Annotated in this window: 12 protein-coding genes; 5 read left to right on the forward strand and 7 right to left on the reverse strand. The window is 73.5% G+C overall.

Features of this window, described 5'->3' with window-relative positions:
- Nucleotides 1-17 precede the first annotated feature (17 nt).
- From GKC29_RS20355 to GKC29_RS20375, 5 genes are all read right to left on the reverse strand, one after another.
- Nucleotides 18-518 (reverse strand): DUF2231 domain-containing protein, encoded by a 501-nt coding sequence (locus tag GKC29_RS20355; RefSeq protein WP_155332336.1) that lies wholly within the window; start codon nucleotides 516-518, stop codon nucleotides 18-20.
- A gap of 73 nt (nucleotides 519-591) precedes the next feature.
- Complete coding sequence (locus tag GKC29_RS20360; protein ID WP_155332337.1) at nucleotides 592-1,332, reverse strand: GAF and ANTAR domain-containing protein; 741 nt, start codon at nucleotides 1,330-1,332, stop codon at nucleotides 592-594.
- A 188-nt stretch (nucleotides 1,333-1,520) separates the two neighbouring features.
- Nucleotides 1,521-3,812 carry an accessory Sec system translocase SecA2 gene (secA2, locus tag GKC29_RS20365; protein ID WP_155332338.1) on the reverse strand — a complete coding sequence of 764 codons (2,292 nt, stop codon included), beginning with the start codon at nucleotides 3,810-3,812 and terminating at the stop codon, nucleotides 1,521-1,523.
- Between the two features lie 171 nt (nucleotides 3,813-3,983).
- Complete coding sequence (locus GKC29_RS20370; protein ID WP_155332339.1) at nucleotides 3,984-5,072, reverse strand: zinc-binding alcohol dehydrogenase; 1,089 nt, start codon at nucleotides 5,070-5,072, stop codon at nucleotides 3,984-3,986.
- Nucleotides 5,065-6,075 carry a Gfo/Idh/MocA family protein gene (locus GKC29_RS20375; protein WP_155334259.1) on the reverse strand — a complete coding sequence of 337 codons (1,011 nt, stop codon included), beginning with the start codon at nucleotides 6,073-6,075 and terminating at the stop codon, nucleotides 5,065-5,067. Before GKC29_RS20375 ends, GKC29_RS20370 begins: the two co-directional genes overlap by 8 nt.
- Before the next feature lie 226 nt (nucleotides 6,076-6,301).
- Here GKC29_RS20375 and GKC29_RS20380 point away from each other — a divergent pair, with 226 nt between their 5' ends.
- The 5 genes from GKC29_RS20380 (at nucleotide 6,302) to ctaD (ending at nucleotide 11,994) form a co-directional block, all read left to right on the forward strand.
- Nucleotides 6,302-7,285 carry a glucosyl-3-phosphoglycerate synthase gene (locus tag GKC29_RS20380; RefSeq protein WP_230689092.1) on the forward strand — a complete coding sequence of 328 codons (984 nt, stop codon included), beginning with the start codon at nucleotides 6,302-6,304 and terminating at the stop codon, nucleotides 7,283-7,285.
- A 73-nt stretch (nucleotides 7,286-7,358) separates the two neighbouring features.
- Nucleotides 7,359-8,516, forward strand: coding sequence for a glycosyltransferase (locus tag GKC29_RS20385; protein ID WP_155332341.1), 1,158 nt, complete (start codon nucleotides 7,359-7,361; stop codon nucleotides 8,514-8,516).
- A gap of 78 nt (nucleotides 8,517-8,594) precedes the next feature.
- Nucleotides 8,595-9,056 (forward strand): DUF4383 domain-containing protein, encoded by a 462-nt coding sequence (locus GKC29_RS20390; RefSeq protein WP_155332342.1) that lies wholly within the window; start codon nucleotides 8,595-8,597, stop codon nucleotides 9,054-9,056.
- A gap of 93 nt (nucleotides 9,057-9,149) precedes the next feature.
- On the forward strand, nucleotides 9,150-9,878 hold the full coding sequence (locus tag GKC29_RS20395) for an ATP-binding protein (RefSeq protein WP_155332343.1): 729 nt from the start codon (nucleotides 9,150-9,152) through the stop codon (nucleotides 9,876-9,878).
- 109 nt (nucleotides 9,879-9,987) lie between these two features.
- Nucleotides 9,988-11,994 (forward strand): cytochrome c oxidase subunit I, encoded by a 2,007-nt coding sequence (gene ctaD / locus GKC29_RS20400; protein ID WP_155332344.1) that lies wholly within the window; start codon nucleotides 9,988-9,990, stop codon nucleotides 11,992-11,994.
- A 52-nt stretch (nucleotides 11,995-12,046) separates the two neighbouring features.
- Here the strand turns inward: ctaD and GKC29_RS20405 are convergent, their stop codons facing one another.
- Entirely contained in the window at nucleotides 12,047-13,183 is a 1,137-nt protein-coding gene (locus GKC29_RS20405; RefSeq protein ID WP_155332345.1) for a SigB/SigF/SigG family RNA polymerase sigma factor, read from the reverse strand.
- 224 nt (nucleotides 13,184-13,407) lie between these two features.
- A complete protein-coding gene (locus GKC29_RS20410; RefSeq protein WP_196255672.1) occupies nucleotides 13,408-14,820 on the reverse strand; it encodes a hypothetical protein in 1,413 nt (470 codons plus the stop codon).
- Nucleotides 14,821-15,107: the final 287 nt, after the last annotated feature.

Raw genomic sequence — 15,107 nt, forward strand, 5'->3', positions numbered from 1 at the left:
GACGCGGCAACGGAGATTCAGGGGCGCGGGCGGACGATCTCCACGGTGGAGCCCGCGACGCCGCCCAGGGCGTCGAGGGTGGTGGCCTCGGCACGGCCGGCCTCGAACTGGCGCATCAGGCGGGCCCCCAGGGCGACGCCGTAGCCGCCCACGGCGAGGGCGACCAGCTCGGTGAGGAGCAGCACGACGCTGGCACCCCGCTGCGGCGCGTCCGCCCGGATCAGGCAGGCGATCAGGAACAGGCCGGCCATCGCCGCGTTGACCAGGTTGAACGTCGCGGCCGTCCGGCGCGTGCCCCCGCCCGGGACGTCCCACAGGTCGATCATGCCGGCGACGGTGGCCAGCGCGGCGGCGACGAGCGCCGCCACGGCCGTCCAGTACCCCACCTCACCGAGGAACGCCGGCCCCCCGATCACGTCGGTCAGGTCGAACACCGTCGCGCTCACGAAGAGCCCGAACGGGAACGTCACCAGCATCGGTTGGATCGGGTGCCCCTGCACCCGCAGCCGGCTCTGCATCGCTTCTCCCCAGGTCGCGTCACGTCACCAGTCAAGGGTGCTACCCGGGCGCACCCGGGACGAAACGACGCGGTCAGCTCTCCCGGGGGCGGGAGACCGTGCTCACCAGCCGCTCGGCGACCTCGCGCAGCGGGATGGCGAGCGAGGTGGCGGCGCTGCGCAACACCTCCAGGGCCTCCTCGGCCCGGCAGCCCCGCTGGGTCATGATCACGCCGATCGCCTGGCCGACGACCCCGTCGCCGAGCACGGTGGCGTCCAACTGGCCGGCCTCGGCGGCCGAGCGGGCCCGGTCGCGTACGGCGGCGAGCAGCAGCCCCGCGTGCTCGGCGATCAGCATGGCGATGAGCTGGTGCCGGGGGGTGAGCGCGTCGGTGGCGCCGGCGTAGAGGTTGAGCGAGCCGATCACCTGCTCGTCCACGTCGACCTGGGCCGAGATCACCCCCCGCACGCCGAGCTCACGGGCCCGCGCCGTCCAGTCCGGCCAGCGCGACTCGCGGCCCAGGTGTTCGGAGACCACCATCTCCCGCCGCCGGATCGCCTCCATGGCCGGCGAGTCCGGGCCGTGGCGCAGGTCGTCCAGACCGGCGAGCCGGGCGTCGGACGCCGCCACGCCGGCCGGTTCCCCGGCGCGCAGGGCGGTGAACCCGCACCAGCTGACTCCCGCGACCGCGTCGCAAGCGATCCGAACCAGCACGTCCAGCGCCTCGTCGAAGTCGTCGACGCCGATCAGTCCGGCGGTCAGCTCCCGCAGCAGGGCGGCGGTCTCCAGTACGCCGAGCGTCTCCGCGACCGGCTCCCGCATCTCGAGGTTCACCGGTCTTCCGCCCCCGTCGCGACGGCGCGCGACATCGCGCGCCCCACCGGGGCCGTTCCCTGTTCCATGGTCCTGATCTCTCCCGACTCTCCGGACCCGGGCTACTACCCCGGTGCCAGGTGTCGAAACGGCGCAAAAGGGTGCTCTTCCGGTGTCCCTCGTCACCGGAAGAGCACCCCGGGGCGCGACTACCGGGAGGCGGAGCTGAGCCGGCGGCCCACGGAGGCGATGAGCCGGTCCAGCTCCGAGCCGAACGGGTTGTCGTGGACCAGGTACGTCCAGGTGGCGCTCGGCCGGACCAGCTTGGCCTCGTCGGGCACCCAGGTCTCGTCGAACTCGGTCTCGGTGAAGGTCTCGATGGTGCGCCGCTCGATCTCCGGCACCAGGTCGTTGAACGCGGGCACGGCGGCGCGGTGGAACTCGTCGAGCGGGTCCAGCCGGCCCAGGGCCCGCAGGTGCACCCCCTCGCGGACCTCGGACAGCTCGGCGAGGTGCTCCGCCCAGAGCCGGTCGAGATGGAAGAGGGCGATCGACCGGGCGACCCGGGCGAGCAGGTCCTCGTCCATCTCGCCGGCCTTGTCGGGCACCTTGTCCAGCAGCATCAGTGCCGCGACGTCGGTGGTCAGCAGCCGCTCACGGCGCTCGGCGAGGGCCTTGCGCTGCTGCTCGACCACCACGCTGTAGCGCCACGTGTTGCGGTGGATCTCGTGGTTGACGCCCTCGGCGACCCGCTGGGCGTGCTCGACGGCGTAGTCGACCTGCGGGTCGGTGACCAGGCCGTCGGCGTTCATCCGGGGCGACGCCGGCACGGTGTCCCCGGCGTGCCGGACGACGAGGTCGTCCTCCAGGCTGACGAAGAAGACGGAGCCACCCGGGTCGCCCTGCCGGCCGGCCCGCCCGCGCAGCTGGTCGTCGACCCGGCGGCTGTCGTGCCGGCCGCTGCCCATCACGTACAGGCCACCCAGCTCGGCGACCCGGTCCCGGTCGGCCTGGTCGCTGCCGCCGAGGCGGATGTCGACACCCCGGCCGGCCATCTGCGTGGAGACGGTCACCGCGCCGTACGCGCCGGCCTCGGCGATGATCGCCGCCTCCTCGTCGTCGTTCTTGGCGTTGAGGACCACACACGGCACGCCGGCCGCGTTCAGGCCGGCGGCCAGCCCCTCGGACTCCTTGACGTCGAGGGTGCCGACCAGCACCGGCCGCCCGCGCTCGTGGTTGCGCCGGATCTCGTCGATCAGCGCCTCCTCCTTCTCGGCGCGGGTCGCGTAGATCCGGTCCGACTCGTCCTCGCGGATGCACGGGGTGTTCGGCGGGATCACCGCCACCTCCAGGCCGAAGAACTCCCGGAGCTGGTCACCGACCAGCACGGCGGTGGCGGTCATCCCGCAGACGGTCGGGTAGAGCCCGATGTACGCCTGGACGGCGATCGTGCCGAGCACCTCCCCCTCGGCGGTGGCGTCCAGGCCCTCCTTGGCCTCCACGGCCGCCTGGAGACCGTCGGGCCAGCGGCGCCGCTGGGCGACCCGGCCGCGCATCTCGTCGATCAGCTCGACCGTGCCCTCGCGGACGATGTAGTCCACGTCGCGGTGCAGCAGGGCGTGGGCGTGCAGCGCCACGTTGACCGCCGAGAGCTGGGCGACGTTCTCCTCGTGGTACAGGTCGATGCCGAGCTTGGCCTCCACGGCGGCGAGGCCGGCGGCGGTGAAGGCGACACTGCGGCCGTCCTCCGCGACGGTGTAGTGCTTGCCCTTGCGCAGGCCGCGCACGAGCGCGGCGGCGGTGTGCGCCGGGTCCTGCTCGCCGGCGACGGCACCGGCGAGGACCATCGGCACCCGGGCCTCGTCGATGAGGATCGAGTCGGCCTCGTCGACGATCGCGGTGCGCAGCGGCGGCTGCACCCGGTCGTCGATGTCGGTGACCAGCTGGTCGCGCAGGTAGTCGAAGCCGGCCTCGCTCACCGAGACGTAGGTGACGTCGCAGGCGTAGGCGTCGCGCCGCTCCTGCGGCGTGGAGGCCTCGTTGACCCAGCCGACGGTGAGGCCGAGCAGGGTGTAGACCGGCTCCATCCACTGGGCGTCGCGGCGGGCCAGGTAGTCGTTGACGGTGAGCACGTGCACCGGTCCGTTGCCCACCCGGACGTGCCCGTACGCGGCGATCGTGGCGGTCAGGGTCTTGCCCTCACCGGTCGCCATCTCGGCGACCTTGCCGGACAACAGCGCCATCGCGCCGAGCAGCTGCACGTCGTACGGCCGCTGGTCGAGCCCGCGGCGGGCGGCCTCCCGGCCGACCGCGCAGATCTCCTCGTAGCCCTCGGCCTTGCCGGCGGCCTCGGTCAGCGCGGCGTCGTCGAGCGCCCGCAGCTCCTCCTCGCGCGCCTCGATGGCCGGCAGCAGCTTCTCCAGCGGCCCCAGTTCCACCGTCGTGCCGGGCCGCTGGAGGAACCGGCGGAACCTGCTCTTCAACCGTTGCGACACACCCATGAGCGGCAACGGTACGCGACCGGACCGATCTCTTGGGTCCCCGCCCGCCCGGGTGTCGCCGCCGATCCCCGAATCTCCGCGATCGTGCCGTTACCGCCCCGGCACGTGCCGCCCGGCGCCCGAACCGGCGACCGAGGGTGCACGATCGCGGAGCGGAGCGGGTCGGGTCGGTCAGCAGGTGAAGACGACCTGGAGTTCCTGGCGGCGGCGGTCGGCCAGATCGGTCAGCAGCGCCGGCGCCTCGTCGAACGGCACCACCGCCGAGACCAGGTGCTTGCGGATCTCCTCGCCGTACGCGCGGAGCAGGTCGATCGTCTCCGCGCTCAGCCGCTCCCGGTCCCAGGTGGGGGCGAGCCCCCGGGGCACCCGGCCGATCTGGGCGCAGCGCAGGGACAGCCCGTTGTGGTGGAACTCCTCGCCGAACCGGACCGCGTCCGCCCCGGCCTGGTAGAAGGCCAGGTCGATGACGGTGCCCTGCGGGCGGAGCAGGCGCAGTGCGAGCTGCATCGCCCAGGCCTGGCCGCGGCACTGGAAGACCACGTCGGCGCCCCGGTCCCCGGCGGTGTGCGCCCACCGGGTCTTCAGCACCACCGCCGGGTCGTCCGCCTCGGGGTCGAGCGTCTCCAGGCCCAGCGCCTCGGCGACCGCCCGGCGCTGCGGCGTCGGGTCGAGCACGACCACCGAAGCGGCGCCGTGCCGCTTGGCGAACAGCGCCGTGAGCAGCGCCACCACGCCGCTGCCCACCACCGCGACGCGCCGGCCGCGCACCCCGTCGTCCAGCGAGCGCACGTCGGTGCCGTGCACGTCGGCGGCGGCGTGCAGGATGCCGTTGGCGCAGATCGGCCCCATGTGGGCGACGTACACGCCGAGCAGCGGGTCGAGGTCGTCGGGCAGCGGGACGAACCGCTCCTTGACCGGGTCGGCGACGTAGCCGGTGCGGTGGCCGTACGTCATGGCGCCCACGGTGCCGACGGCGACGGCCGGGGTGGCGCTCTCCACCACCCGCCCGACCTGCATGTAGCCGAGCCGGGTCACCGGGTACGGGGTGCTCGCCGCACCGGGCTCGAACAGGCCGAGGTCGGCGTTCCAGGTCACGTTCAGGTAGGGGTTGGTGGCCTTGACGAAGCTCAGTTCCGTGCCGGCGGAGACGCCGCTGTAGAGGGTCTCCACGCGGAAGGTGCCCTCCGACAGGGGGGCGGCGTCCTGCTCGACCAGCTCCACCCGCCCGGGGGCGGTGACGGCCACGATCCGGTCACGCATCGACGCTCACCCCGGCCACCAGGGTCGGCGTGGTATCCGGGGCGGTCAGCCGCACCGTCCGGCCGGCGCGGGCGGAGTCGGCCACCGCGACCGCGAGCCGCTGGGTGCCGAGCGCCTCCGCGTACGGGACGCGCACGTCGTCGCCGACGCCACGGACGGCGTCCACGAACGCGCGGTCCACGGCCACCCGGGCGGCGTCCGGGTCGGCGGCGAACACCCGCTCGCCGTCGGCGTCGCGGACCACCAGGCCGTCCTCGGTCAGCGCCAGGGCGAGCCCGTCGGCGAGGATCTCCAGGCCGGCCCGGTGCTTCCAGCCGAGCACACAGGCGGCGGTGAGGGTGCCGACGGCGCCGCAGGCGAAGCGCAGCGCGGCGGTGGTCACCGAGTCGATGTCGGCGCCGTCGACCGGCGGCGGCGTGCCGTTCCCGTACGCGGTCACCTCGGTGACCTCGCCGACCAGGACGCGGACCAGGTCCAGCACGTGCGCGGCCTGCTCGACCACCGGCCCGCCGGAGTGGTCGCGCCGCGACCACCAGGCCACCGGGGGCACCTTGTCCAGCCAGGACCCGGCGACCATCCGCACCGGACGGTCGGCGAGCAGCTCCCGGGCCTGCTCGACGACCGGCAGGTACCGCCAGTGGTGCCCGACGCCGGTGAGCAGGCCCCGCTCGGCGACGAGGGCGGCGATCCGCTCGGCGGTGCCGAGATCCACCGCCACCGGCTTCTCCACGAACATCGGCACGCCGGCGGCGATCACCGCCTCCTCCGCCGGCCCGTGGGCGAACGGCGGGACGCAGACGTACACCGCGTCCGGGCCGGCGGCCAGCAGGTCGGCGACGCCGGTGAAGGTCGGGACGCCGTACGTGCCGGCCAGGGCGGCGGCCGCGGACGGCACCACGTCGGTCACCCCGAGCAGCTCGGCGTCGTCGAACCCGCTCAACACGCGGGCGTGGCGCTGTGCCACCCCGCCGGCACCGATCAGTCCCACCCGGCACGTGCGCATCTCATCACGCCTCTCCACGACGTTTCAGTGTCCCGCGCCAGCTCTCCCCCCGGGTGGGCGCAATCAAACGTTCATCCCCCGGGAACGCGTCGTCAGCACTTGCGTGATCATCCTGTTAGGCATGATCCGGTTAGCACGAGGGAGGTAGTGGGAAAACCAGTACCGGTTTTTCCGCCACGATCAGGGGGTGCCTGTGCGGAATTCGGAAACGATCGTCTCACCGGTGGTGGAGGCCTGGGCCACCTACCGGACGACGTCGGCCGCCGACTGGCCGGCGCGGCGCCTGCTGCGCGCCAAGGGAGACACCCGGGTCAGCGTGGTGCTGCCCGCCCGCAACGAAGAGGCCACGGTCGGTGCCATCGTGTCGACGATCCGAGAGCACCTCGTGGACCGGGTGGCCCTGGTCGACGAGCTCATCGTGGTCGACTCCCGGTCCACCGACCGGACGGCCCAGGTCGCCCGGGCCGCCGGCGCCGAGGTCGTCAGCCAGGACGCGATGACCCGCGGCCTGCCGCGACTCACCGGCAAGGGCGACGCGCTCTGGGCCGGGCTGGCGGCCGCCGAGGGCGACGTGGTCGCGTTCGTCGACGCCGACCTGCGGGAGTTCCGTCCGCACTTCGTGACCGGGCTGATCGGCCCGCTGCTCACCGACCCGTCCGTCGACTTCGTCAAGGGCTTCTACCACCGCCCCCTGGTCGGAAAGACCGGTGTGGAGGCCGACGGCGGGGGCCGGGTCACCGAGCTGATGGCCCGCCCCCTGCTGAACCTGTTCTGGCCGGAGCTGGCCGGCTTCGTACAGCCGCTGGCCGGTGAGTACGCCGGTCGCCGGGACGTGCTGGAGCGGGTGCCGTTCGTCTCCGGGTACGGGGTCGAGACGGCGATGCTCATCGACCTGCTCGACCTGGTGGGCCTGGACGCGCTCGCCCAGGTCGATCTCGGTGAACGCAAGCACCGGCACCAGGACACCGCGGCCCTGGGCCGGATGTCCGCGCAGATCCTGCTCACCGCCTGGTCCCGGCTCCAGCGCCGGGGGTGGGCGGCGCCGGGGGCGTTCCCCGTGGAGTTGCTCACCCAGTTCCGGCGCGGCGGGTCGGAGGCCCTTCCGAACCTGGACCGGGAGATCGTCGTCACGGACGTGTCCATCGAGGAACGTCCCCCCCTGGCCGAGTTGCGGCACCGGGTCCCCCGGCGCCGGATGGCGGCGGCGTGACGAGCCGGGCGCACCGCCCGGTCGGTGGTGGAGCGCGGGGCCCGTACACCCCCGCCGAGGGGAGGGACCGCGCATGAGCCTCACCGTCCTGATGAACGCCGGCCCCTGGCTGTCCGTGCCCCCGCCCGGCTACGGCGGCATCGAGAACGTCATCGCGACCCTGGTGCCGGAGCTGCGGCGGCTCGGCGTCCACGTCGTGCTCGCCTCGGTCGGCACCAGCACCCTCCCGGTCGACGAGATGCTCTCCGTCTTCCCCGACGGGCAGTTCCACGCACTGCAACGCCCGTACAACCAGGTCTGCGGGATCTCCCAGGCGCACCTGAACGGCGTGGTGCGGGAGCTGCACGCCCGCGACGACATCGATCTGGTGCACGACCACGTGGAGGCGGTCGGGCTGGCCACGCTCACCGCGATGGGGCCGGACGCCCCACCGGCGCTGCACACCCTCCACTGGGACCTGGCCAAGCACCCCGAGCTGTACGGCAACGTCGACGGCGGGGACCGGGTCCGGGTCAACGGCGTGTCCGCCTCGCAGCTGGCCCGGGCGCCGCGCGCGCTGCGGGAGCACTCGGTCGGGCACGTGCACCTGTCCACGCCGCTCGCGGTGGACGCGGACCGCCGGCCCGCCGCGCCGAAGGGCGACTACGCGGTCGTCCTGGGCCGGATCAACCCCGGCAAGGGGCAGGACCTGGGCGCCCGGGTGGCGCAGCGGGTGGGGGTCCCGCTGGTGCTCGCCGGCCCGGTCGGGCCGTATCACCGGCCGGAGGACCTGGCCGCGGCCGGCGAGGAGGCCCGGCAGAACCCGGACGTGCGGTTCTTCCTCGAGCAGGTGGCCCCGCACGTCGACGGCGACCTGGTCCGCTGGGTCGGCACGGTGGCCGGGCGGGAACGCGACGACCTGCTGGCCGGCGCCCGCGTTGCGCTCTTCCCGCTGCGGTGGGAGGAGCCGGGGGGTACGGCGGTGGTGGAGTCCCTCGCCCTGGGCACGCCGGTGGTGTCCACCGCCCGCGGCTGCCTGCCCGAGCTGATCGACCACGGCCGTACCGGGCTGCTCACCACCGACGAGGAGGAACTCGGCGACCTGCTCCTCGCGGCGAGCCTGATCGACGAGGGTGAGTGCCGCCGGGAGGCCGCCGCCCGGTTCACGCCGGCGACGATGGCGCAGCGGTACGTGGCCCTGTACGAGCAGGTCCGCCAGCTCGCCACCGCGCCCCGGCTGCAACCCGCCTGACGCGCCGCGCCCGGCCGTCCCCACCGCAGGGGGCGGCCGGGCGCGTTTCGGCCCCGGTGTGACGGGTACCGCCCACCGGTGACGGTCCCGCCCGCCCACGCGCGCGCTCGGCGGAACCCGGCCGAGGGCCAGCCGCCGGTGCGCCGGGCCGCCTTCGCCATCGCCGTGGTCTTCCTGGTCAGCGGTCTGCTCGGCTTCGTGCCCGGGGTCACCGAGAACTTCGCCGACCTCCGGATCGCGGGCCACCAGTCGGGGGCCCGGCTGCTCGGCGTCTTCGAGGTGTCCGTCCTGCACAACCTCGTCCACCTGCTGTTCGGTGTGGCCGGGCTGGTCCTGGCCCGGTCGGTCCCGACCGCCCGGATGTACCTGGTCGGCGGCGGGGCGATCTACCTGGTGCTGTGGCTGTACGGCCTGGCGGTGGACCACGGCAGCGCGGCGAACTTCCTGCCGGTGAACAACGCCGACGACTGGCTGCACCTGGTTCTCGGCGCCGGGATGGTCGCGCTGGGCACGTTGGCCCCGCGCCGCGCCCGCCGGTGAACGACGCGCCCGGTGACCCCGGTCTCGGTCCGGTTTCGCCCTGCTCAGGCGCGGGTAGTTCGCAGGTTCCGACGGACGGGAGGCGAGGGCCGCATGCCGAGCCGGATCACCTGTGAGGTGCGCGACTGGGCGCCGGTGACGGTCGTGCGGCTGTACGGCGGTCTCGATCTGGGCAGCATGCGCGCGGTGCGTACGGTGCTGGACCGGTGCCTGTCCACACAGCCCGACGCGCTGGTGGTCGACCTGGCCGGTGTCACCGTCCGCGACCGGCTGGCCCTGTCGGTCTTCGCCACCACCGCGCGCCGGGCGGCCGACTGGCCGGCGGTCCCGATGGTGGTGTGCGCCCCGCCGCCGGAGGCGGCGAGGTGGCTGGCCGAGTCGACCCTGGCCCGGGTGCTGCCGGTACGGCAGGACTGCGCCGAGGCGACCCACGAGGCCCGGCGGGCCGTGGCGCCCCGGCTGCGCACCCGGCTGGAGCCGGTGGCGGAGGCCTGCCGACTGGCCCGCGAGCTGGTCGGGGACGCGTGCGCCCGGTGGAACGTGCCGGGGGCGGCCGGGCCGGCGTCGCTGGTGCTCAGTGAGCTGGTCGGCAACGTGGTCCGGCACGCGCACACCCCGATGCAGGTGACGCTGACCCTGCGCCGCCCGTACCTGCACGTGGCGGTGCAGGACGGCAGCCGTAGCCCGGCCCGTGCCGGGCGGCCGGACCTCCGGGCCGAGGGCGGGCGGGGCCTGCTGCTGGTCCGGGAGCTGGCCGAGCGCTGGGGCTGCGTGCCGGCCGGTGCGGGCAAGGCCGTCTGGGCGACCGTGGCCGCCAATTAACCCCAAATTACCGCTATAGCCTTAATGGTCGCTCTCGCCTGGTTTCATGGGCAGAGGCGCGGGTAGGCGCGCCCGGTCCAACTGTCGTCACGGCGGGGTGATGCTTCCAATGCCCAAGCGGGTCACCACGGAACCACGCGACCGGGGTCCGGCGATCCTGGCGCCGGCGCGCTTCGGCGGCTACCCGGGCCAGCTGCGGCCGGCGCTGCCCGGCAGCAGGCTGACCCGGTGGCTGCGCACCACCGACCACAAGCAGATCGGTCTGCTCTACCTGCTCTCCTCGTTCGGGTTCTTCCTGATCGCCGGCCTCCAGGCGATGCTGATGCGCGCCGAACTGGCCCGGCCCGGCCTGCAGTTCCTGTCCCCGGAGCAGTACAACCAGCTCTTCACCTCGCACGGCACGATCATGCTGCTGCTGTTCGCCACCCCGGCCGCGTTCGGGTTCGCCAACTACATCGTGCCGATCCAGATCGGGGCGCCCGACGTCTCGTTTCCCCGGCTGAACGCTCTCGCCTACTGGCTCTACCTCTTCGGCGGCCTGATGGTGATCGGCGGATTCCTCACCCCGGGCGGTTCGGCGGACTTCGGCTGGTTCGCGTACAACCCGCTGAGCAGCGTGGAGCACTCCCCCGGTGTCGGTGCCAACATGTGGGTGATCGGCCTGGTGCTCTCCGGACTGGGGACCATCCTCGGTGCGGTGAACCTGATCGCCACGATCCTGACCCTGCGGGCGCCGGGCATGACCATGTTCCGGATGCCGATCTTCACCTGGAACATGCTCTTCGTCAGCCTGCTGGTGATCCTGGTGTTTCCGCTGCTGGCCGCAGCGCTGCTGGCACTGGCGTCCGACCGGATCCTGAACAGCCACGTCTACGACCCGACCACGGGCGGGCCCATGCTGTGGCAGCACCTGTTCTGGTTCTGGGGGCACCCCGAGGTCTACATCATCGCAGTGCCGTTCTTCGGGATCATCACCGAGATCATCCCGGTCTTCGCCCGGAAGCCGATCTTCGGCTACACGGGTCTGGTGCTCGCCACCATCGCGATCACCATCCTGTCCATGGCGGTCTGGGCGCACCACATGTACGGCACCGGCCAGGTGCTGCTGCCGTTCTTCAGCATCCTGAGCTACCTGATCGCCGTGCCGACCGGGGTCAAGTTCTTCAACTGGATCGGGACGATGTGGAAGGGGCAGATCACCTTCGAGACACCGATGCTGTTCGCCATCGGATTCCTGGTGACGTTCCTGCTGGGCGGACTGACCGGGGTGCTGCTGGCCAGCCCGCCGGTCGACTTCCACGCCACCGACACGTACTTTGCCGTCGCGCACTTCCACTACGTCATGTTCGGCACGGTGGTGTTCGCGCTATTCGGCGGCTTCTACTTCTGGTGGCCGAAGATGACCGGCCGGCTGTTGGACGAGCGGCTGGGCAAGGCGCACTTCTGGACCATGTTCATCGGCTTCCACGGCACCTTCCTGGTGCACCACTGGCTGGGCGGTGAGGGGATGCCCCGCCGGTACGTCGATTACCTGGAGAGCGACGGGTTCACCACCCTCAACACGATCTCCACGATCTTCTCCTTCCTCCTCGGAGCCTCCACTTTGTTCTTCATCTGGAACGCGTGGAAGTCCTGGCGGTACGGGGCGATGGTCAACGTGGACGACCCCTGGGGCTTCGGCAACTCCCTCGAATGGGCGACCACCTGCCCGCCGCCGCTGCGCAACTTCGACCGGATGCCCCGGATCCGCTCCGAGCGGCCCGCGTTCGACGCCAAGTACGGCCAGCTCGTCGCCGACCTCGGCCGCGACCTGCCGCAGCGCGCCACCCGGCCACCCCAGGAGTTCCGTGAGGAGTTGCACATGGAGAGGCACGTGCCCGAATCGCCGAGCGCCGACGGTGCGGTGGCCGGTCCGCGCGAGGCGATGGCGCATCACCCGGCCCCGCAGTCCGGCGCCCGGCCGATCGAGGTCCCCGAGCCGGAGGAGGTGCGCCGGCCCAGCTTCGAGGAGACCGAAGAGGCGGAGGAGCCCATCCTGGGCGCGCGGCGCGCACCGCAGGAGAACGAACGGTGGCGCCGCCCCGGCGGCCACCCCGACGACACCACGGAGAAGTAACCGACCGCACGAGGAGGGGGCCGGCGCTGTCGCGTCGGCCCCCCTCGTGCGGTCAGTCGCGGGTCGGGGGGAGGCCGGCGGCGGCGAGCGAGCGGCGGACCGCGGGCTGCACCCGGGTCAGCCGCAGCGGTACGCCGGTGCGGGCGGCGGCCTCCTGGCCGGCCATCAGCGCGGCGATCCCGCCGGCGTCGAAGCCGGCCGCGCCGACCAGGTCGACCACCACCTCGGTGGGTTGGCCGGTCATCGCCTCCAGCATCGCCCGGCGCAACTGGTCGGCGCCCTCGCGGTCGACGTCCCCGCCGACCTCGACCACCACCCGGTCGCCGTTCTGCTTCACCGAGATCCTCGTCTTCACCGCGTCGGCCTCGCCGGCGCCGTTCTGCCACGGCGGCGGCGCGTCGGCGAGCATCGCCTGTCGCAGCCAGGTCAGCGCCCGGGACAGCAGCCGGGAGACGTGCATCTGCGAGATGCCGAACCGGGCCGCGATCTCGGCCTGGGTCTGGTTGCCGTAGAAGCGCATGGCGAGGATCCGCCGCTCACGCCAGGGCAGCCGGTGCAGCAGGCCGCTGACGGTCACCCGGTCGTCCACGGACTCCAGGGCGTTGTCGGACTCCCCCACCAGGTCACCGAACTCGGCCGAGCTCTCCCCGCCCACCGGGGCGTTCAGCGACGCCGGGCTGTACCCGGCCGCCGACTCCAGCGCGGCGAGGATCTCCTCCTCGGGCGTCTCCAGCCGCTCGGCCAGTTCCGCCACGGTGGGGGCGCGGGACAGCTCGCTGGTCAGCGCCGCCGTCGCCTGTCCCACCTCGAGGATCAGGTCGCGCAGCCGCCGGGGAACGTGCACGCCCCACGTGCGGTCGCGGAAGTGGCGTTTGATCTCGCCGACGATCGTGATCGCCGCGTACGCGGTGAACGAACCCCGTTCCGGGTCGTACCGGTCCACCGCGTTGACCAGCCCCAGCCGGGCCACCTGCTCCAGGTCCTCCAGCGGTTCACCACGTCCCCGGTACCGGCGCGCCAGTCGCCCCGCGAACGGCAGCGCGAAGCGGACCAGGTCGTCGCGTGCCTCCTGCCGCCGTTCGGGCGGCAGTCCCTCGATCCGTGCCGCGTACGCCAGAGCCGCCGCGTCGAGGTCTTCGAGGCCCCGGTCGGTAGGTGGCGGTGTGCTTGTGGTGGTCTGTCCGAACATCCGCGCCTCCCTCAGGAAGGTCCCCCGCCCGGATTTGGGAAACCGGTCGTGCGCGTGGTGGCACCACGCACCGGGCCGGAAGTGGGTTACGTGACTGGGACGCCAGCGGGCGACGGCGCCGCACTGCACGGCGTGATCAGGCCGTCGCAGCCAGCGGTGTTCCCGCTCCGTAGGTACTCAATCACGGGACCCCGGGTTCGCGAGGATGTTTCGGTGTGCCGGTCTCAACAGACCAGAAGGCCCTGGTGGGAGCCGCTGTCGCGGAGCGCTTCCAGGGCCGCGCCGACGCTCATCGCCGGCGGTGTGGGCAGGTCGTACGGCTGCGCCCGCAGCACCTCGGTCGCCCGGCGGGTGGGCACCGAGGTGACCGGGTACCCCCGGGCCGCCGTACGGTCCAGGGCGCGCCGGCGGCGGCCGAAGGCGGCCACGGCCAGCCACTGCGGCAGCCCCGCGAGGGCCGGTGACCGCAGTCCCGGCGGCTCGGGCAGGACGTCCACCGAACTGAACGGCTCGCTGCCGGCGAGCCACCACTCCACCCCCTCCACGCTGCGCCGGGTGGCGTTCTCGCACCAGTAGGGCACCATTCCCGCGCGGACCACCTGCCACGGGTCGAGCAGCCGGCCGCACTCGACGACCAGGCGGTTGCCGGTCTTGCCGGCGGCGCGCAGCCAGCGCCGGTACAGGTCGGCGGTCGCCGCGCTCAGCGCCGCCGGTTCCGGGACGAGCACCCGGTGCAGCGGGTGCCGGTGCGCGTCGGCCCACTCCCGTACGGCCTGGTCGAAACCGGACTCCACGCCGTGCTCGGCGGGGCGTGGCGGCTCGACGACCTCCGGCGGCGTCCAGCGCATGCCGTCGCCGCCCGCCGAGCGGAGCACCTGGCGCAGCGCGTGACTGTCCGGGTGGAAGTCCACCGGGTCCAGCCCGCTGCCGGGGCAGCCGACCTGGAAGCTGTGCCCGGGTGCGGAGTCGAGCACCGGCCAGGTGCGGGCGTCGCGGAACAGCAGCACCGGCGCGCCGGGCTCCAGGCGGTCGGCCAGGAACCGGACGTACGCGGCGGGCAGCCGCCGCCACCGCGCGGCGAGCGAGACCGTGGCACCGGCGAGGGCGCCCCGGCTGGCCGGGCAGTGCACCTGGCGTACGTGCAGGTCGGGGTTGCCGGCCAGCAGCCGCGCGGTGAGCGCGGCGCCATGGTCGAGGGCGGCCTCCGGGCGGTCCACCGCGCCCTGCGCCCAGTGCACGCTCATCTCGAAGCTCGCGGGCAGCCACGGCACGCCGAGCGCCACCGCGAGGTGGGCCGTTGCGCCGTGCGGGGAGCCGAGCAGCAGCCCCGGGTACCGGCGGCACGGGTACTGGTCGACGAACCAGCGGGCGACCCGGTCGGCGTCCACCTCCGCCGTCTGGCCCACGGTCAGCGCGACCCGGCCGGCGGCCCGGGTCACCGCGGCCCGCCGTACCGCCTCGGGCGCGCCGGTGAAGCGCGACAGCGGGCCGGGGTGGCCCAGGTCCGCGCAGTCGGCGCCGCGCAACGCCCGGGCCGTCGCCCCGACCAGGATCCGGGCCGCGCTGCCGGCCGCCACGACGCGGTCGCCGGCCAGGCCGGCGCCCTCAGCCGTGAGCCCCGCGCGCACCTTGTGCACCGGCCCTACCTTGCCTCGTTCGCTCACCACGCGGCCCGGCTTCCCGTCCCGATGCGGTTCAAACGGGGCATCCCAGACCGCTCGGTCGTAATCCCGCGATCTCCGGCGGATCGCCGGTCCGGGTCGGCTACCGGCTGCCGTACCCGGCAGGTGCCGGCTCTCCCACCGGGGCCGCTTCCGTGCCGATGCCGCCAGACGACACGGCGACACCGCATCGGGACGGGCGGCACGGATGCCGTCGAGCCGCCCCGACGGGGCAGGCCGGGCGCTGGTCGCACAGATCGGGT

The organism is Micromonospora sp. WMMC415 (genome assembly GCF_009707425.1).
GTDB lineage: Bacteria > Actinomycetota > Actinomycetes > Mycobacteriales > Micromonosporaceae > Micromonospora.